Annotated in this window: 15 protein-coding genes; 12 read left to right on the top strand and 3 right to left on the bottom strand. The window is 61.7% G+C overall.

Going from position 1 to position 18,557, the window contains the following annotated elements; translation table 11 throughout:
* Nucleotides 1-15 precede the first annotated feature (15 nt).
* The 12 genes from OXH74_RS06240 to OXH74_RS06185 all read left to right on the top strand — a co-directional run bounded on the left by OXH74_RS06240 (nt 16) and on the right by OXH74_RS06185 (nt 16,571).
* Nucleotides 16-1,080, top strand: coding sequence for a pilus assembly protein PilM (locus tag OXH74_RS06240; protein WP_375740507.1), 1,065 nt, complete (start codon nt 16-18; stop codon nt 1,078-1,080).
* On the top strand, nt 1,080-1,685 hold the full coding sequence (gene pilN / locus OXH74_RS06235; RefSeq protein ID WP_375740506.1) for a type 4a pilus biogenesis protein PilN: 606 nt from the start codon (nt 1,080-1,082) through the stop codon (nt 1,683-1,685). The genes OXH74_RS06240 and pilN overlap by 1 nt, the downstream gene beginning before the upstream one ends.
* A complete protein-coding gene (gene pilO / locus OXH74_RS06230; RefSeq protein ID WP_375740505.1) occupies nt 1,682-2,305 on the top strand; it encodes a type 4a pilus biogenesis protein PilO in 624 nt (207 codons plus the stop codon). The genes pilN and pilO overlap by 4 nt, the downstream gene beginning before the upstream one ends.
* Entirely contained in the window at nt 2,302-2,835 is a 534-nt protein-coding gene (pilP, locus tag OXH74_RS06225; RefSeq protein WP_375740504.1) for a type 4a pilus biogenesis lipoprotein PilP, read from the top strand. Before pilO ends, pilP begins: the two co-directional genes overlap by 4 nt.
* Before the next feature lie 54 nt (nt 2,836-2,889).
* Complete coding sequence (pilQ, locus tag OXH74_RS06220) at nt 2,890-5,025, top strand: type IV pilus secretin PilQ (protein ID WP_375741573.1); 2,136 nt, start codon at nt 2,890-2,892, stop codon at nt 5,023-5,025.
* 5 nt (nt 5,026-5,030) lie between these two features.
* Nucleotides 5,031-5,549, top strand: coding sequence for a shikimate kinase AroK (gene aroK / locus OXH74_RS06215; protein WP_375741572.1), 519 nt, complete (start codon nt 5,031-5,033; stop codon nt 5,547-5,549).
* Nucleotides 5,550-5,601: 52 nt separating this feature from the next.
* Complete coding sequence (aroB, locus tag OXH74_RS06210; protein ID WP_375740503.1) at nt 5,602-6,705, top strand: 3-dehydroquinate synthase; 1,104 nt, start codon at nt 5,602-5,604, stop codon at nt 6,703-6,705.
* A gap of 8 nt (nt 6,706-6,713) precedes the next feature.
* Nucleotides 6,714-8,357: an AAA family ATPase gene (locus tag OXH74_RS06205; RefSeq protein ID WP_375740502.1), complete on the top strand. Its 1,644-nt coding sequence runs from the start codon at nt 6,714-6,716 to the stop codon at nt 8,355-8,357.
* A 250-nt stretch (nt 8,358-8,607) separates the two neighbouring features.
* Nucleotides 8,608-13,053 carry a glutamate synthase large subunit gene (gene gltB / locus OXH74_RS06200; RefSeq protein ID WP_375740501.1) on the top strand — a complete coding sequence of 1,482 codons (4,446 nt, stop codon included), beginning with the start codon at nt 8,608-8,610 and terminating at the stop codon, nt 13,051-13,053.
* Between the two features lie 35 nt (nt 13,054-13,088).
* A complete protein-coding gene (locus OXH74_RS06195; protein ID WP_375740500.1) occupies nt 13,089-14,507 on the top strand; it encodes an FAD-dependent oxidoreductase in 1,419 nt (472 codons plus the stop codon).
* Between the two features lie 118 nt (nt 14,508-14,625).
* Entirely contained in the window at nt 14,626-15,693 is a 1,068-nt protein-coding gene (gene hemE / locus OXH74_RS06190) for a uroporphyrinogen decarboxylase (protein WP_375740499.1), read from the top strand.
* Between the two features lie 113 nt (nt 15,694-15,806).
* Complete coding sequence (locus OXH74_RS06185; RefSeq protein WP_375740498.1) at nt 15,807-16,571, top strand: ParA family protein; 765 nt, start codon at nt 15,807-15,809, stop codon at nt 16,569-16,571.
* A 107-nt stretch (nt 16,572-16,678) separates the two neighbouring features.
* Here OXH74_RS06185 and OXH74_RS06180 read toward each other — a convergent pair whose 3' ends face one another.
* From OXH74_RS06180 to trxC, 3 genes are all read right to left on the bottom strand, one after another.
* Nucleotides 16,679-17,503 (bottom strand): universal stress protein, encoded by an 825-nt coding sequence (locus OXH74_RS06180; protein ID WP_375740497.1) that lies wholly within the window; start codon nt 17,501-17,503, stop codon nt 16,679-16,681.
* 73 nt (nt 17,504-17,576) lie between these two features.
* Entirely contained in the window at nt 17,577-18,020 is a 444-nt protein-coding gene (locus tag OXH74_RS06175; RefSeq protein WP_375740496.1) for a YiiD C-terminal domain-containing protein, read from the bottom strand.
* A gap of 91 nt (nt 18,021-18,111) precedes the next feature.
* Nucleotides 18,112-18,546, bottom strand: a complete 435-nt coding sequence (trxC, locus tag OXH74_RS06170; RefSeq protein WP_375740495.1) for a thioredoxin TrxC — start codon at nt 18,544-18,546, stop codon at nt 18,112-18,114.
* Between the last annotated feature and the right edge of the window lie 11 nt (nt 18,547-18,557).

Here is an 18,557-nt window from a genome sequence, read left to right as displayed (position 1 = left end):
GATAGGAAATCGGTCGTGCTAGGGCTCTTCAATAAGAAAGCGAATTCGCTGTTGGGGATCGACATCAGCTCGACCTCAGTCAAGCTCCTTGAATTGAGTCGCTCGGGAAGCCGCTACAAGGTGGAGTCCTATGCCGTCGAGCCGCTCCCGCCCAATGCTGTGGTTGAAAAGAACATTGCCGAGCTGGAAGGTGTCGGGCAAGCCATTTCACGTGTCGTGACCAAGGCTCGAACGGGCGTCAAGGCAGCGGCGGTTGCGGTTGCCGGCTCAGCGGTCATCACCAAGACGATCGAGATGGAAGCGGGACTCTCCGATGACGATTTGGAGAACCAGCTGAAGATCGAAGCCGATCAGTACATTCCTTACCCTTTGGAAGAAGTGGCAATCGACTTCGAAGTGCAGGGACCTTCCGCCCGCAACCCGGAGCGGGTCGATGTGCTGCTGGCCGCTTGTCGTAAGGAAAACGTCGAAGTCCGCGAGGCTGCCCTCGCGCTGGCCGGACTGACCGCCAAGGTGGTCGATGTCGAGGCGTACGCCTTGGAGCGTGCCTACGGCCTGCTCTCGGATCAGCTGGGCGGCGGCCAGGACGAATTGACCGTTGCCGTGGTCGATATTGGCGCCACCATGACTACGCTCAGCGTCCTGCATAACGGCCGCACCATCTATACCCGCGAGCAGCTTTTCGGTGGGCGTCAGCTGACCGAGGAAATCCAGCGCCGCTATGGGCTGTCGATGGAGGAGGCCGGTCTTGCCAAGAAGCAGGGTGGTCTTCCAGACGACTACGACAGCGAGGTCTTGCAACCGTTCAAGGATGCGGTGGTCCAGCAAGTTTCCCGATCCCTGCAATTCTTCTTCGCGGCGGGTCAGTACAACGATGTCGATTACATCCTGCTGGCTGGTGGCACCGCCTCCCTCCCTGATCTGGATCGCCTGATACAGCAGAAAATCGGGACTCCGACCCTGGTCGCCAACCCCTTTGCCGACATGGCGCTGAGCAGCAAGGTCAACGCTGGTGCCTTGGCCAGTGATGCCCCTGCGCTGATGATTGCCTGCGGTTTGGCGATGAGGAGTTTCGACTGATGGCACGCATCAACCTACTCCCCTGGCGCGAGCAGCTGCGCGAGGAGCGCAAGCAGCGATTCCTGGTTGCCTTGGGGGCTGTGCTGGCATTGGCCGCGGGGCTGGTGTTCCTGGGTGACCAATACCTCAATGGCGCAATCGAAAACCAGCTTGCCCGCAACGATTTCGTACGCAAGGAGATCGCCGTCCTGGATGCCAGGATCAAGGAGATCAGCGAGCTGAAAACACGCCGCCAGCAGCTGCTGGAGCGGATGAAGATCATTCAGGACCTGCAGGGTAACCGCCCGATAATCGGTCGCGTGTTCGACCAGTTGGTGAGAACGCTGCCCGACGGCGTCTACTTTACCGGCCTGAAGATGACCGGCAAGAGCATCGAGATCGTCGGCGCGGCCGAATCGAACAACCGTGTTTCCAACCTCATGCGCAACCTGGATGCCTCTGAATGGCTCATGGCGCCAAACCTGACCGAGGTCAAGGCAATCACGGCCGGCGCCGTCGATCAGGCCAATACTTTTCAGCTGACCGTCCAGCAGACCCAGCCAGGGGCTGAGGAAGAAGCTGTCAACGTCAAGGCTGCGGACGTTAATCAAGGAGCGAAGAAATGAGCCTGTCCGACTCCCTTGATGGCTTGCGCAAGATCGACCTGGCCGATCTCGACCTGAACAACCTGGGCTCCTGGCCGATCGCGGTCAAGGTCATCGCCTGCCTGTTGTTGGTGGTCCTGGTGCTGGCGCTTGGTTACAACTTTCATCTGAAGGATCTCGAGTTCCAGTTGGACTCGAAACGAGCCGAGGAAGAGACCCTCAAGCAGCAGTTCGCCACCAAGGCCTTCCAGGCGGCCAACCTCGAGGCCTACAAGGAGCAGATGAAGGAGATGGAAACCTCCTTCGGCGCCTTGCTGCGTCAGTTGCCCAGCGATACCGAGGTGCCCGGGCTGCTCGAAGACATCACTCGCACCGGCCTGGGCAGTGGTCTGGAGTTCGAACAGATCAAGCTCATGCCCGAGTCGGTTCAGCAGTTCTACATCGAGTTGCCGATCCAGATTTCCGTGGTCGGCGGCTATCACGACCTGGCGACTTTTGTCAGCGGCGTCGCCAGCCTGCCGCGCATCGTCACCTTGCATGATTTCGAGATCAAGCCATTGAGTCAGGAGGGTGGCTCGAAGTTGCGCATGAGCATTCTGGCCAAGACCTACCGCTACAACGATAAGGGGCTGCAGAAATGAGTAGCGTCCGCGCCCGACTGATCCTTTGTGCCCTGGCGCTGGCAGGCCTTTCAGGCTGTGGCGCAGGGAGCGATTTCAGCGACTTGCAGGCCTACATGGACGAGGTGCGCGCACGCCCCAAGGGCTCCATCGAACCGTTGCCGAAGTTTCTGCCGTACGAAGCCTTCACCTACGGCGCGGCCGCGTTGCGCAGCCCGTTCCAGCCACCGATCAAGATCGAACTGGCCAAGCAACAGAAGGGTTCCAAGGACATTCGTCCGGATGAGACCCGAATCAAGCAGTTCCTCGAGGGCTTCAACATTGAGGCGTTCGAGATGGTGGGCACGCTATCCAATAAAGGTGGAACCTTTGCATTGGTTCGAGGCGCGGGAGGGGTGCATCGAGTCAAGGTGGGGGATTACCTCGGCCGCAACCATGGCCGTATCGTCGGCATCGACGAGGCCAAGGTCGAAGTGATCGAGATTGTCCCGGACGGGGAGGGTGGCTGGCTGGAGCGGCCACGGAGTCTCGCGCTCAAGGAGCGCTCTTGAGGGCGAGGTGACCTGATGAATTACAACTACCGGTCTGCACAACGGAACCAGATGATGAAAAGCTCGCTATCGCGCCTCGGTATAACGCTATTGGCTGCCCTGCTGTCACCAGCAGTCCTGGCGGCGAACCTGCTGGCGCTGGACGTCGCGGCCCTGCCAGGCGACAGGGTCGAACTCAAGCTGGGCTTCGACGAGCCGGTGAGTGCTCCGCGCGGTTACACCATCGAGCAGCCGGCGCGGATCGCACTCGATCTGCCGGGTGTATCCAACAAGCTCGGCAGCAAGAATCGTGAGCTCGGTGTTGGCAATGCGCGCAGCGTGACCGTGGTCGAGGCCAAGGATCGCACGCGCCTGATCATCAACCTGTCCAGCCTGGTGCCGTACAGCACCCGCGTCGAAGGTCGAAACCTTTACGTGCTCGTCGGAGTCTCGGCACCCAGCCAGGCCGCGCGCACTGCGCCGGCGCCGGTCCCTGCTCCGGCACCGCTGGCTGCATCGCAACCCGCTCGCAGCTATGCGTCTGCTGGCAAGGCCATCGAGAACATCGACTTCCAGCGAGGCGAGCAGGGCGAAGGCAATGTCGTCATCACTCTCTCCGACCCCAGCGTAAGCCCGGATATCCAGGAGCAGGGCGGCAAGATTCGTCTGGACTTCGCCAAAACCCAGCTGCCAGAGCCACTCCGGGTGCGCCTGGATGTGAAGGATTTCGCCACGCCCGTACAGTTCGTCAGTGCCTCGGGTTCGGGCGACAAGGCGAGCATCAGCATCGAGCCGACCGGTTTCTACGATTACCTGGCCTACCAGACTGACAACAAACTGACCGTCAGCATCAAACCCCTGAGCCAAGGCGATGCCGAGAAGCGCAAGGCTGATCGCTTCGCCTACAGCGGTGAGAAGCTGTCACTGAACTTCCAGGACATCGATGTGCGCTCGGTGCTGCAGCTGATCGCGGACTTCACCGACCTGAACCTTGTGGCTTCCGACACTGTGCAGGGCAATATCACCCTGCGCCTGCAGAACGTGCCCTGGGATCAGGCGCTGGACCTGGTGTTGAAAACCAAGGGGTTGGACAAGCGCAAAGTCGGTAATGTCCTGCTGGTTGCGCCGGCCGACGAGATCGCGGCTCGCGAGCGCCAGGAGCTGGAATCGCAGAAGCAGATTGCCGAGTTGGCTCCCCTGCGTCGTGAGCTGATCCAGGTGAACTATGCCAAGGCCTCGGACATCGCCAAGCTGTTCCAGTCGGTTACCAGCAGTGATCCGGCTGCTGCCGGTGCTGACGAGCGCGGCTCGATCACCGTCGACGACCGCACCAACAGCATCATCGCCTACCAGACCCAGGACAAGCTGGATGAGCTGCGCCGCATCGTCACCCAATTGGATATTCCGGTGCGTCAGGTCATGATCGAAGCGCGCATCGTCGAAGCCAACGTCGACTACGACAAGGCATTGGGTGTTCGCTGGGGTGGGGCATTCACCAGCGGCAACTGGGCTGGCTTTGGCAAGGACGGCAACATTGGTATCGAAGATGAGGACGGCGTGAGCTGTGGTCCCTTCGCTGGCAACTGTACGCTGCCGACCAATGAAAGCGACTCGCCGGTGCCTTTCGTCGACATGGGGGCGGTGAACAGCACCTCGGGTATCGGCATCGGTTTCATTTCCAACCACGCCATCCTGGATCTCCAGCTCTCGGCCATGGAGAAGACCGGCAACGGCGAGATCGTTTCGCAGCCCAAGGTCGTCACTGCCGACAAGGAAACCGCGAAGATCCTCAAGGGTGCCGAAATTCCCTACCAGGAGGCCAGCTCCAGCGGTGCGACCACCACTTCCTTCAAGGAGGCGGCGCTGTCCCTGGAAGTGACGCCGCAGATCACCCCGGACAACCGCATCATCATGGAAGTGAAAGTGACCAAGGATGCGCCGGACTTTGCCAATGCCCTGAACGGCGTACCGCCGATCAACAAGAACGAGGTCAACGCCAAGGTGCTGGTCAATGATGGCGAGACCATCGTCATCGGTGGCGTGTTCTCCAACACCCAGATCAAGGCGGTGGACAAGGTGCCGTTCCTGGGGGATCTGCCCTTCCTTGGTCGACTGTTCCGTCGTGATGTTGTGCAGGACAAGAAATCTGAGCTGTTGGTATTTCTCACTCCGCGTATCATGAACAGCCAGGCCATTGCTGTGAGTCGTTGAGTGCAGTGCGAAATTTGATATTGATTGGCCCGATGGGGGCTGGGAAAAGCACCATCGGGCGTTTGCTTGCCAAGGAACTGCGTCTCCCGTTCAAGGACTCCGACAAGGAAATCGAGCAGCGTACCGGTGCGGATATCCCATGGATCTTCGATGTGGAAGGCGAACAAGGCTTCCGTGATCGCGAGCAGGCGATGATCGAGGAGCTCTGTGAGGAGGACGGTGTCGTTCTGGCGACAGGTGGCGGAGCGGTATTACGCCCGGCCAATCGCCATGCGCTTCGCTGCGGTGGCCGTGTGGTGTATCTGCATACGTCGGTAGAACAGCAGATCGAGCGTACATCGCGTGATCGCAATCGCCCGTTGTTGCGGACGGCTGACCCAGGCAAGGTGCTGCGCGATCTGATGTCGATACGTGATCCGCTCTATCGCGAGATCGCCGACATTATCATTGAAACGGATGAGCGGCCGCCGCGATTGGTGGTCAACGAAATCCTTGCGCGCCTACAAGCGCTTCCGCCCCGTTAAAGCGAGGGCGGAACTGCGCTATTCTTTAGCCCTTTTTGGTCTCGGGGGCCCCATGCGGACACTTCAAGTCGATCTTGGCGAGCGTAGCTATCCCATCCACATCGGCTCGGGGCTACTGTCTCGGCCCGAGTTATTCACACCTCACATCGCTGGGCGACAAGTCGCCATCGTCACCAACGAGACGGTGGCTCCGCTCTACCTCGAGCGGCTGAGCAAAACGCTCCAGGGATACTCGGTGTTGCCGGTGATTCTTCCGGACGGCGAAGCCCACAAGAATTGGGAAACCCTCCAGCTCATCTTCGATGCCTTGCTGACGGCGCGACACGATCGCCGCACCACTGTCATCGCCCTGGGGGGTGGGGTCATCGGCGATATGGCTGGTTTTGCCGCCGCCTGCTACCAGCGTGGCGTCGACTTCATCCAAGTGCCGACCACCCTGTTGTCACAGGTGGACTCGTCGGTTGGCGGCAAGACCGGTATCAACCATCCGCTCGGCAAGAACATGGTCGGCGCTTTTTACCAGCCCAAGGCCGTGATCATCGACACCGACACACTTGGCACGCTGCCGCCTCGCGAGTTGTCTGCCGGCTTGGCTGAGGTCATCAAGTACGGCCTGATCTGTGACAAGCCTTTCCTGCCTTGGCTTTCCTCGCAGATGAGCGCCTTGCGCAGCCTCGATGCGGTAGCCCTGACTGAAGCCATCGAGCGCTCCTGTGCCGCCAAAGCCCGCGTGGTAGGCGTCGATGAGCGCGAGTCCGGCCTGCGTGCGATCCTCAACCTGGGCCACACTTTCGGCCATGCCATCGAAACGCATCAGGGCTATGGTGTCTGGCTGCATGGCGAGGCGGTCGGGGCCGGTACCGTAATGGCCCTGGAGATGTCCCGGCGACTGGGCTGGATTTCCGTTGCAGAGCGTGATGATGCAATTCGATTGCTTCGCCGCGCAGGCCTGCCGGTGGTGCCGCCGGTGGAAATGACGCCGGAACATTTTCTCGAACACATGGCCGTAGACAAGAAGGTGCTTGATGGCCAATTGCGGCTGGTGCTGTTGCGCCAGATCGGGGAAGCCGTCGTCACCGCAGAGTTCCCGCGTGAGGTATTGGATGCCACGTTGAGCACCGACTACCGCGCGCTGGCCGACCAGCTTGGAGAGTAAGGAATCCCATGAGCAGCTTGCACGCCGATGAGGCCTTCCTCGGCCATTATCAATTTACCCACGACCCGTTCGCGCCACGCGTCCCGGGCTTCAAGTTCTATCCGGCACAGCGCAAGCCGGTGCTGGGGCAATTGCATCATTTGGCGCGTTACAGCCAGCTCATGCTCGTTGTCAGCGGGCCTCACGGTAGTGGCAAGACGCTCCTGCGCCAGGCGCTCGTGGCGAGCACCAACAAGCAGAGCGTGCAGAGCGTCGTAGTGTCCGCGCGCAATGCGGTGGAATCGGGCGGTCTGCTTCGGCAGATTGCCCAAGGTTTGAATGTCGTACAGGCGGACACGCGCTCCATTCTGGCGCAAATTGCCCAGCTGGCGCTGACTGGCCAGGAAGTCTATCTGCTGGTCGATGATGCAGAAGCGCTGGATGATGCTTCCCTTGCCAACCTTGCGATTCTGGCTGAAGGCAATGTGGAGGGGCGTCCCCATGTGTTCCTCTTCGCCGAGGACGAACTGCTTGCGCGGCTCGATGCGCTCGCTGATGGCGAGGAGCGCTTTCACGTCATCGAATTGCAGCCCTATAGCCAGGAGGAAACGCGCGAGTATCTGGCGCAGCGCCTGGAAGGGGCAGGTCGTGGCCTTGACGTCCTGACCGAAGGGCAGATCGAGGACATCCATCTGCAGTCCGGTGGTTGGCCGGGCGGGATCAACCAGATCGCACGCGATCTGCTGATTGAAGCCATGTTGGCCCAGCGCGGCGCGGCGCGGCGTTCCGGTCCCGGTTTCAGCCTGCCGAAGAAGCACTTGGCGGCTCTGGCCGTCGTTGGTGTGGGCGTGATTGCCGCCTGGCTGATGCAAGGGCGCAGCGATGGTGGTGCCGAGGTGGTCCCAAGTACCGCACAGTTGCCCTTGGGCCAAGCTGCTGCGCCGGCCGATCCTGCTGCTGGGGCAACAAGCGCCGATGGTGCCCCGGCCGTCGAGTTCGCGGGCTCCTCCCAGCCGCTGCCGTTGCCGCTGGTCGGCGAGTCGCAGCCGGTGATCCGCGAACCCTTGGCCCAGGCTGCAGGCCAGGGCGAACCGGAGGATAGCGCGGCCAATCAGGCGCCGTCCGCTGTTCCGCCGACTGTGACCAGCATAGCGCCGCCACAGGGAGCGGTTGCCAGCGCGGCGCCCGTCGCGCCTGTTGAGCCTATCCCGATGGCCCAACCGATGCCTGCCCCGGTGCAGCCGATCGCTGCAGCGCCCGCAGCCAAGCCAGCTCCGGCACCCGCTCCGAAACCCGTAGCTCCGGCGCCGGTCACCAAGCCTGCTCCTGTGTCGGCCGTCGCGGCGAAGCCTGCTGCCAAACCGGCTCCTGCCACTGCAGCCGGTTCCAGCACCAATGGCTGGTACGGCACCCAGGCCGGTAGCCACTTTGCCCTACAGATCCTGGGTACCGGTTCGGAAGGCAATGCGCAGGCATTCGTGCGCCAGAATGGCGGTCAGTACCGCTACTTCAAGAAGGTGCATCAGGGTAAGGCGCTTTACGTGGTCACCTACGGCAGTTTCGCCAGCCGCACCGCCGCACAAGCCGCGATCAAGTCCTTGCCGGCCAAGATCCAGGCTGGTAAACCCTGGCCCAAGACATTCGCCAGCATTCAGCAGGAGATGGCTCGCTAGTCCTTGCGAACCCGCTCACCCGCCTTTTGACCAAGGGGTCGCTACCACGACCACTTGGTTTGTTCCTTCATTTTTGCGACATTAATTTTCGCTTGTTCGCCGCGCGGATTTGTGGTCGTCGAAGTGGATATGTACAATGACCTCCCTTTTGCCTGCGCAAAGCTGGCGCCAAGTCCTGCGCGTGTGGTAAGTGTTTGAATTAAAAAGAAATTCTGCCTTTTTATGAAGGCAACCCTGGTGAGAGTTCCCTATGAAAGCAGGTCTGTACCATCCTGATGAATTCAAGGATAACTGCGGTTTCGGCTTGATCGCCCACATGCAAGGTGAGGCGAGCCACCACCTTTTGCAAACCGCCATTGAAGCTCTGACCTGCATGACCCACCGTGGCGGTATCAACGCTGACGGCAAAACGGGTGACGGTTGCGGGCTGCTGATTCAGAAACCCGATCTGTTCCTGCGCGCGATCGCCAAGGAGACCTTCGCGGTCGACCTGCCGGCGCAATATGCCGTGGGCATGGTCTTCTTCAACCAGGATCCGGTCCGCGCCGAAGTGGCTCGCGAAAACATGAATCGCGAAATCCAGGCCGCCGGGCTGCAGCTGATCGGCTGGCGCAAGGTTCCGGTGGACACTAGCGTGCTGGGCCGCCTGGCCCTGGAGCGCCTGCCACAGATCGAGCAGGTCTTCATCGGCGGTGACGGTCTGAGTGATCAGGAATTCGCGGTCAAGCTGTTCAGCGCCCGTCGTCGTTCCTCGGTAGCGAACGCCGAAGACCTCGACCACTACATCTGCAGCCTTTCGCACAAGACGATCATCTACAAAGGCCTGATGATGCCGGCCGACCTGCAGCAGTTCTACCCGGACTTGGGTGATCCGCGCCTGCAGACGGCTATCTGCGTCTTCCACCAGCGCTTCTCCACCAACACCCTGCCGAAGTGGCCGCTGGCGCAGCCCTTCCGCTTCCTCGCCCACAACGGCGAGATCAACACCATTACCGGCAACCGCAACTGGGCTGTGGCACGGCGCACCAAGTTCGCCAATGAGCAACTGCCGGACATCGACGAACTGGGCCCGCTGGTAAACCGCGTGGGCTCCGACTCCTCGAGCATGGACAACATGCTGGAGCTGATGGTCACCGGCGGCATTGATCTGTTCCGCGGCGTGCGCATGATCATCCCGCCGGCCTGGCAGAACATGGAAACCATGGATGCCGACCTGCGTGCCTTTTACGAATACAACTCCATGCACATGGAGCCGTGGGACGGCCCCGCTGGCGTGGTCCTGACCGACGGCCGCTACGCCGTCTGCCTGCTGGACCGCAACGGCCTGCGCCCGGCGCGCTGGGTCACCACCAAGAACGGCTACATCACTCTCGCCTCGGAAATCGGCGTCTGGGACTACAAGCCCGAAGACGTCATCGCCAAAGGCCGCGTAGGCCCGGGCAAGATCCTTGCGGTGGATACCGAGACCGGTCAGATCCTTAACACCGAGGACATTGACAACCGCCTGAAATCGCGCCATCCGTATAAGCAGTGGCTGCGCCAGAGCGCAGTGCGTATCCAGGCCAAACTGGACGACGACCACGGCGCGGCCAGCTACGATGCGGATCATCTAAAACAGTTCATGAAGATGTTCCAGGTCACCTTCGAGGAGCGTGACCAGGTCCTGCGTCCGCTTGCCGAACAAGGCCAGGAAGCCGTTGGCTCCATGGGCGACGACACGCCGATGGCAGTGCTGTCGCAGCGCATTCGTTCGCCGTTCGACTACTTCCGTCAGCAGTTCGCCCAGGTCACCAACCCGCCGATCGACCCGCTGCGCGAAGCGATCGTCATGTCCCTGGAAATATGCCTCGGCGCCGAGCGCAACATCTTCAGTGAGTCGCCCGACCACGCTACCCGCGTGATCCTCAGCAGCCCGGTGATCTCTCCGGCCAAGTGGCGTGCGCTGATGAGCCTGGATCGCCCGGGCTTCGAGCGCCACATCATCGACCTGAACTACGACGAGAGCCTTGGCCTGGAAGCCGCCGTACGCAACTTCGCCGACCAGGCTGAAGAAGCTGTGCGTGCCGGCAAGGTGCTGCTGGTGCTTTCCGACCGTCACATCGCCCCCGGGAAGCTGCCGGCCCATGCCGCCCTCGCGGTAGGCGCCGTGCACCATCGCCTGGTAGAACAAGGCCTGCGCTGCGACTGCAACATCCTGGTCGAGACCGCCACTGCGCGTGATCCGCACCACTTCGCTGTGCTGGTGGGCTTCGGCGCGTCCGCCGTGTATCCGTTCCTGGCTTACGAGGTCCTGGCGGACCTGATCCGCACCGGTGAAGTGCTGGGCGACCTGTACGAAGTCTTCAAGCACTACCGCAAAGGCATCTCCAAGGGTCTGCTGAAGATCCTTTCGAAGATGGGTATTTCCACCATCGCTTCCTACCGTGGCGCCCAGCTATTTGAAGCTGTAGGCCTGGCCGACGAAGTCACCGACTTGTGCTTCCGTGGCGTTGCCAGCCGCATCCAGGGTGCGCGCTTCACCGACATCGAGTCCGAGCAGAAGCTGCTGGCCTTCGAAGCCTGGAACAATCGCAAGCCGATCCAGCAAGGCGGCTTGCTGAAGTTCGTCTACGGCGGCGAATACCATGCGTACAACCCGGACGTGGTGAATACCCTTCAGGCTGCAGTGCAGCAGGGCAACTACGAGAAGTACAAGGAATACAGTGCACTGGTGGACCAGCGTCCGGTGTCGATGATCCGCGACCTGCTGAAGGTCAAGGAAGCTGCTCAGCCGCTGGCTTTGGACCAAATCGAGCCAGTCGAGGCCATTCTCAAGCGATTCGACTCCGCGGGTATCTCCCTGGGCGCGCTGTCTCCCGAGGCCCACGAAGCCATCGCCGAGGCGATGAACCGCTTGGGCGCACGCTCCAACTCGGGTGAGGGCGGCGAAGACCCGGCCCGCTACGGCACCGTGCGCAGCTCCAAGATCAAGCAGGTGGCGACCGGCCGTTTCGGCGTGACGCCAGAATACCTGGTCAATGCCGAAGTGCTGCAGATCAAGGTGGCCCAGGGTGCCAAGCCCGGTGAGGGCGGCCAATTGCCTGGTGGCAAAGTCAACGGTCTGATCGCGCGCCTGCGATATGCGGTGCCCGGCGTGACCCTGATTTCGCCACCGCCGCACCACGACATCTACTCGATTGAAGACTTGGCGCAGCTGATCTATGACCTCAAGCAGGTCAACCCTGAAGCCCTGGTTTCGGTGAAGCTGGTGGCTGAGCCGGGTGTCGGCACCATCGCTGCCGGCGTGGCCAAGGCCTACGCGGATCTGATCACCATCTCCGGTTACGACGGCGGCACCGGCGCATCTCCGCTGACCTCCATCAAGTACGCTGGCAGCCCCTGGGAGCTGGGCCTCTCCGAGGCACACCAGACCCTGCGCGGCAACGACCTGCGCGGCAAGGTCCGGGTGCAGACCGATGGTGGCCTGAAGACTGGCCTCGACGTGGTCAAGGCGGCCATCCTCGGCGCCGAAAGCTTCGGCTTCGGCACCGCGCCGATGATCGCCCTGGGCTGCAAATACCTGCGTATCTGCCACCTGAACAACTGCGCCACCGGCGTTGCAACCCAGAACGACAAGCTGCGCAAGGACCACTTCATCGGTACCGTCGAGATGGTGATGAATTTCTTCACCTACATCGCTGAAGAAACCCGTGAGTGGCTGGCCAAGCTGGGCGTTCGTAGTCTGGGCGAGCTGATCGGCCGTACTGACCTGCTGGAAATCCTGCCGGGCGATACCGCCAAGCAAGCCAATCTGGACCTGAGCCCGCTGCTCGGCAGCGACCTCATCCCCGCTGACAAACCGCAGTTCTGCGAAGTCGAGAAGAACCCGCCCTTCGATCCCGGCCTGCTGGCCGAGAAGATGTGGGGCATTGCCAAGGCGGCCGTCGAGAATAAGACTGGCGGCGTCTACGACCTCGAAATCGGCAACTGCGACCGTTCCATCGGCGCGCGCATTTCTGGTGAGATCGCCCGTCGTCATGGCAACCAGGGCATGAAGGACTCGCCTGTTACCTTCCGCTTCCGTGGCACGGCTGGCCAGAGCTTCGGCGTGTGGAACGCCGGCGGCCTGCACCTGTACCTGGAAGGCGATGCCAACGACTACGTGGGCAAGGGCATGACCGGCGGCAAGCTGGTGATCACGCCGCCGAAAGGCAGTCCGTTCAAGAGCCAGGAGTCGGCCATCATCGGCAACACCTGCCTCTACGGCGCTACCGGTGGCAAGTTGTTCGCAGCCGGTACGGCGGGTGAGCGCTTCGGCGTGCGCAACTCCGGTGCCCATGCTGTGGTGGAAGGCACGGGCGACCATTGCTGCGAATACATGACGGGCGGTTTCGTCTGCGTACTCGGCAAGACCGGCTATAACTTCGGCTCGGGTATGACTGGCGGCTTCGCTTATGTGCTCGACCAGGACAACAGCTTCGTCGACCGGGTCAACCACGAACTGGTGGAAATCCAGCGCATCAGCAATGAAGCCATGGAAGCCTACCGGAGCCACCTGCACAGCGTGCTGGTCGAATACGTCAAGGAAACCTCGAGCGAGTGGGGCGCCCACCTGCTAGAGAACCTGGACGATTACCTGCGTCGGTTCTGGCTGGTCAAGCCGAAGGCTGCGAGCCTCGCTTCGCTGCTCTCCAGCACCCGTGCCAACCCGCAATAACAACAGCGCCTGAAGTGGTTTGATGAGGTTTTTACATGACTGAACGTCTGAACAACGACTTCCAGTTCATCGAAGTCGGGCGCAAGGATCCGAAGAAGAAACTGCTGCGCCAGCGCAAGAAGGAATTCGTCGAGATCTATGACCTGTTCAAGCCGCAACAAGCGGCTGACCAGGCTCACCGCTGCCTTGGCTGCGGCAACCCGTATTGCGAGTGGAAGTGCCCGGTGCACAACTTCATTCCGAACTGGCTGAAGCTGGTATCGGAAGGCAACATCCTGGCAGCCGCCGAACTGTCGCACCAGACCAACACCCTGCCGGAAGTCTGCGGCCGGGTGTGCCCGCAGGACCGCCTCTGCGAAGGCGCCTGCACCCTGAACGACGGCTTTGGCGCGGTGACCATCGGTTCGGTGGAGAAATACATCACCGATACCGCCTTCGCCATGGGATGGCGCCCGGACATGTCCAAGGTCAAGCCTACCGGCAAGCGCGTTGCCGTGATCGGTGCCGGCCCGGCGGGTCTGGGCTGTGCCGACATCCTGGCGCGTAACGGCGTGACTCCGGTGGTGTTCGACAAAAACCCGGAAATCGGTGGCCTGCTGACCTTCGGCATCCCCGAGTTCAAGCTGGAAAAGCACGTGATGAGCCGTCGTCGCGAAGTTTTCAGTGGCATGGGCATCGAGTTCCGCCTGAACACCGAGATCGGCAAGGATGTGACCATGCAGCAGCTGCTCGATGAGTTCGATGCGGTTTTCATGGGCATGGGCACCTATACCTACATGAAGGGTGGTTTCCCCGGTGAGGATCTGCCTGGTGTGCATGACGCGCTGGACTTCCTGATCGCCAACGTCAATCGCAACCTCGGCTTCGAGAAGTCTGCCGAAGACTTCATCGACATGAAGGGCAAGCGCGTTGTGGTCCTGGGTGGTGGCGACACCGCCATGGACTGCAACCGTACCTCCATTCGCCAGGGTGCCAAGGCCGTAACCTGCGCCTACCGCCGTGACGAAGAAAACATGCCCGGCTCGCGCAAGGAAGTGAAGAACGCCAAGGAAGAGGGTGTGAAGTTCCTCTTCAACCGCCAGCCCATTGCCATTGTCGGTGAAGATAAGGTGGAAGGCGTGAAGGTGGTCGAGACCCGTCTCGGCGAGCCGGACGCCCGTGGCCGTCGCAGCCCCGAGCCGATCCCGGGCTCCGAGGAGATCATCCCGGCGGAAGCCGTGCTGATTGCCTTCGGCTTCCGCCCGAGCCCGGCACCCTGGTTCGAGCAGTTCGATATTCGTATCGACAACCAGGGGCGCGTGGTGGCGCCTGCCCAGTCGCAGTTCAAGCACCAGACCAGCAACCCGAAGATCTTCGCCGGTGGCGACATGGTCCGTGGTTCCGACCTGGTGGTGACGGCGATCTTCGAGGGGCGGACCGCCGCTGAAGGTATCCTCGACTACCTTCAGGTCTGAGGCGTACCCATCCGCGCAACGCGTCATTTCGTCGCGATGGACAAAAGGCACGGCACCCGCCGTGCCTTTTGCGTTGGGCTTTGCGAAAATGCCCGCACTTTTTTGTTGGAATCCTGCCATGACCGCTCTGAAGAACGACCGTTTCCTCCGCGCGCTGCAGAAGCAGCCCGTCGATGTCACCCCTGTCTGGATGATGCGCCAGGCCGGTCGCTACCTGCCGGAGTACCGCGCAACCCGCGCCAAGGCCGGTGACTTCATGAGCCTGTGCATGAACCCACAGTTGGCCTGCGAAGTGACCCTGCAGCCGCTGGACCGCTATCCGCAGTTGGATGCGGCGATCCTCTTCTCCGACATCCTCACCATCCCCGACGCCATGGGGCAGGGCCTGTACTTCGAGACCGGGGAAGGCCCGCGCTTCAAGAAGGTCGTGAGCAGCCTGGCCGATATCGATGCCCTGCCGATTCCGGATCCGGAAAAGGACCTGGGCTATGTGATGGATGCCGTACGCACCATCCGCCGCGAGCTGAATGGCCGCGTTCCGCTGATCGGCTTCTCCGGCAGCCCCTGGACCTTGGCCACCTACATGGTCGAGGGCGGCTCCAGTCGCGACTTCCGCAAGTCCAAGGCGATGCTCTACGACAACCCGCAGGCCATGCACGCGCTGCTGGACAAGCTGGCGCAGTCGGTTACCAGCTATCTGAACGGCCAGATCAAGGCCGGCGCCCAGGCGGTGCAGATTTTCGACTCCTGGGGCGGCAGCCTCTCGGCGGCGGCGTACCAGGAGTTCTCCCTGGCCTATATGAGGAAGATCGTCGACGGTCTGATCCGTGAGCATGACGGGCGCCGCGTGCCGGTGATCCTGTTCACCAAGGGTGGCGGCCTGTGGCTGGAGTCCATGGCCGACACCGGCGCCGATGCCCTGGGGTTGGACTGGACCTGCGACATCGGCAGTGCCCGCGCCCGCGTAGGCAGCAAGGTGGCCCTGCAGGGCAACATGGACCCCTCGGTGCTCTACGCCAATCCAGCGGCGATTCGCGCTGAAGTGGCGCGCATCCTGGCTGCCTATGGTTCGGGCACCGGCCATGTGTTCAACCTCGGTCATGGCATTACCCCGGAAGTGGACCCGGCCCACGCGGGCGCCTTCTTCGAGGCGGTGCATGAGCTGTCGGCGCAGTACCATCAGTAACAAAACAAAAAGGCCGCTGTTGCGGCCTTGTTGTTTTCTACTGGAGAGATACCTCGCCCTTGTCACAGGCTTTGCATAGAATCCAGGGCTAACCAGATTCAGGGAGGTGTGCAATGCGTCGAGTGGTCTTCAACCAGAAGGGCGGTGTGGGTAAGTCCAGCATTGCCTGCAACCTCGCGGCGGTCAGCGCTTCCCAGGGCTATCGCACTCTGTTGATCGACCTGGACGCCCAGGCGAACTCCACCCATTACCTCACGGGCCTCACCGGGGAAGACATTCCCATGGGGATCGCTGACTTCTTCAAGCAGACGCTGTCTCCTACCTCTTTCCGCAAGGGCAAGGTTGATATCTACGAAACCCCCTTCGACAATCTCCACGTCGTCACCGCGACGGCGGAGCTGGCTGACCTGCAGCCCAAGCTCGAGGCCAAACACAAGATCAACAAGCTGCGCAAACTGCTGGAGGATCTGGACGAGGATTACGATCGGATCTACCTGGATACGCCGCCGGCGCTGAATTTCTATACAGTTTCCGCGCTTATCGCTGCTGATCGTTGCCTGATCCCCTTCGATTGCGACAGCTTTTCGCGCAATGCACTGTACGGCCTGCTGGCCGAGATCGAGGAGCTGAAGGAAGACCACAACGAAGGCCTGGAGGTGGAGGGCATCGTGGTCAACCAATTCCAGCCCCGCGCATCCCTGCCTCAGCAACTGCTGGACGAGTTGCTAGGGGAGGGCCTGCCCTTGCTGCCGGTCAATCTGATGGCGTCAGTGAAAATGCGCGAGTCGCATCAGGCGTGCAAGCCATTGATCTATCTGGAGCCGCGCCACAAGCTCACCCAGCAGTTCGTCGAACTGCACGATCTACTGGAAAGCTAAGTACCACCGAAAGAAGTGCGCCGTGGGTAGCGACTCGGCGGAGCGTTGGGTTTTCCGTGGCGCGCCGCCGTTGCATCGTTGCACTCAACCCAACCGTTCAAGGCTGGCTACTTCACGACCAGCACATCGCAGGGCGGGCTCTGCAGGTAGCGTAAAGGCAGACTGCCCAGCAAGGCTTGGGAGATCAGGCTACGTCCATGGCTGCCGAGTGCGAACAGTTGTGGATTCAGGGCGCAGACAGCCTCATCCAGAGCCTTGGGCAGGGCGCCACGCGCTACTTGTACGTCTACCGTCGGCGCCGGTGCGGCCAGCCCGGCCATTTCATCTTCTAGCAGTTTTCCCAGCAGCTCCTTCTGGGTTTCCAGGAAATCTTGCGAGTCATTGCTGCGAGATAGCAGGCGGCTGCCCAGCTCCATGACGTTCAAGGCGGTCAAGGTTGCATCGGGCGCCAGAAGATCGCAGCTAGTGCGCAGGGCGTCGCAGGCGCACACGGAGAAGTCCAGGGCCACGGCCGCATGGTTGTAGGGCGTATGCGGTGTGTCGCCGGCTACCAGCAGCAGGGGAGCGGTGAGGTGCCGTGCCACGCGCTCCAGGGTGGTGCCGATGAACAGCTCCGGTGCGTTGTGGTGGTGGCGGCCGATGACCAGTAAGTCGGCCTGGCTCTCTTCCATTTCTTCCAATATCTGCTGGGCGGGGCGACCCTTGCGGAGCAACACCTTGCACTCGGTTGCTCCCAACTGTTCCAGGCGCTCCTCGAGAATGCGTTGGGCCGCCTCGCGCAGGCTGGACTGAACGGCATTCGGCAGATGGTCTTCCAGCACGTGCAGCAGACTCAGGCGGGCACCATGTTGCCGGGCCAACTGGATCGCGCGGCGCAGGGCAATGTCGGCTTCACGGCTCAGATCATGGGCGATGAGAATGTGCTTGGGCATGGTGAGCACCTCCAGTGAGGTTGCCAATCTGCGGTGATTTGTGTAGTGGCGAATTGATCCAGGACAAGCCCCGCTATCGCGCCCTCAACTGGTACAGCCCCTGGCTCTGCGCGACCACTCCACCCGCCTCATCCAGCAGGGCCAGTTCCAGCACGTACTCCGCTTTGCCCTGGGCACCGGCTTGCTCCTGAATGCATGCGACCTCCTCGACAGCCAGGCGGGCTTCCACGTGGATGTCGCTGCTGGCTGGGCGAAGGAAACGCAGGTTCATTTCCTTGACGATGGGGTAGAAGCGGCGGCTGTCGAAGCTGGTGAGGAACAGCGCGCCGCCGGGGATTTCCGCCAGGGTGAACAATGCGCCGGCGTACATGGTGCCGATGTGGTTCTGGTTACCCTTCAGGGGCATTCGCAGACGGACGTGCCCGGGCTCCAGCACCTCGGCCTTGAGCCCGCTGCGGTGGACGAAGGCAATCTGTTCCTCGGTCAGTTGGCGAATGAGTTCGACGGGCATCGACATGGTGGGTTCTCCGGCATTGGCATCGCACCAGCGTAGCCGGCGGATAGCAGGCAGCAATGACCGGTCCACTCGCCGCCCTTGGCCGAATCGCTCAAATGCCCTGGCTGCGCAGCCAGGCCAGCAGCTGCGGCAATGGCAGTGCGCCGCTCTGGCGGGCTGCTTCCACACCGTTCTTGAACAGGATCAGGGTGGGGATTGAGCGGATACCCAGTTGCCCAGCTAGTTGCCGGTTTTGCTCGCTGTTCAGTTTGCCCAGGCGGCAGCGACCCTGCAGTTGCTGGGCGGCCTGTTGATACGTCGGAGCGAAGGACTTGCAGGGGCTGCACCAGTCGGCCCAGACGTCCACCAGCAGGGGCAGGTCGCCGCGCAATTGCTTGGCGAAGTGGGCTTCATCGAGGTCGAAGGGGGTCGCGGGGAGGATGGCGGACTTGCAATGGCCACAGCGTGGCGAGTCGCCCAGGCGGGTGGCAGGAATACGGTTCAGGCCTGCGCAGTGGGCGCAGGGAATCAGCAGCGGGTCGGTCATGGTCGGCTCCA

This window comes from Metapseudomonas boanensis (assembly GCF_042232855.1).
Classification (GTDB): domain Bacteria; phylum Pseudomonadota; class Gammaproteobacteria; order Pseudomonadales; family Pseudomonadaceae; genus Metapseudomonas; species Metapseudomonas boanensis.
The sequence above is the reverse complement of the archived record's forward strand: the minus strand, read 5'-3'. Positions and strand labels throughout refer to the sequence as shown.

What these genes read in the sequence shown, in the direction of transcription:
- OXH74_RS06180 (WP_375740497.1), bottom strand. Translation starts at nt 17,503, where the DNA reads ATGCCCAAGCACATTCTCATCGCCCATGATCTGAGCCGTGAAGCCGAC.
- gltB (WP_375740501.1), top strand. Translation starts at nt 8,608, where the DNA reads ATGAAAGCAGGTCTGTACCATCCTGATGAATTCAAGGATAACTGCGGT.
- OXH74_RS06205 (WP_375740502.1), top strand. Translation starts at nt 6,714, where the DNA reads ATGAGCAGCTTGCACGCCGATGAGGCCTTCCTCGGCCATTATCAATTT.
- OXH74_RS06195 (WP_375740500.1), top strand. Translation starts at nt 13,089, where the DNA reads ATGACTGAACGTCTGAACAACGACTTCCAGTTCATCGAAGTCGGGCGC.
- hemE (WP_375740499.1), top strand. Translation starts at nt 14,626, where the DNA reads ATGACCGCTCTGAAGAACGACCGTTTCCTCCGCGCGCTGCAGAAGCAG.
- aroB (WP_375740503.1), top strand. Translation starts at nt 5,602, where the DNA reads ATGCGGACACTTCAAGTCGATCTTGGCGAGCGTAGCTATCCCATCCAC.
- OXH74_RS06185 (WP_375740498.1), top strand. Translation starts at nt 15,807, where the DNA reads ATGCGTCGAGTGGTCTTCAACCAGAAGGGCGGTGTGGGTAAGTCCAGC.
- pilN (WP_375740506.1), top strand. Translation starts at nt 1,080, where the DNA reads ATGGCACGCATCAACCTACTCCCCTGGCGCGAGCAGCTGCGCGAGGAG.
- pilO (WP_375740505.1), top strand. Translation starts at nt 1,682, where the DNA reads ATGAGCCTGTCCGACTCCCTTGATGGCTTGCGCAAGATCGACCTGGCC.
- trxC (WP_375740495.1), bottom strand. Translation starts at nt 18,546, where the DNA reads ATGACCGACCCGCTGCTGATTCCCTGCGCCCACTGCGCAGGCCTGAAC.
- OXH74_RS06175 (WP_375740496.1), bottom strand. Translation starts at nt 18,020, where the DNA reads ATGTCGATGCCCGTCGAACTCATTCGCCAACTGACCGAGGAACAGATT.
- pilP (WP_375740504.1), top strand. Translation starts at nt 2,302, where the DNA reads ATGAGTAGCGTCCGCGCCCGACTGATCCTTTGTGCCCTGGCGCTGGCA.
- pilQ (WP_375741573.1), top strand. Translation starts at nt 2,890, where the DNA reads ATGAAAAGCTCGCTATCGCGCCTCGGTATAACGCTATTGGCTGCCCTG.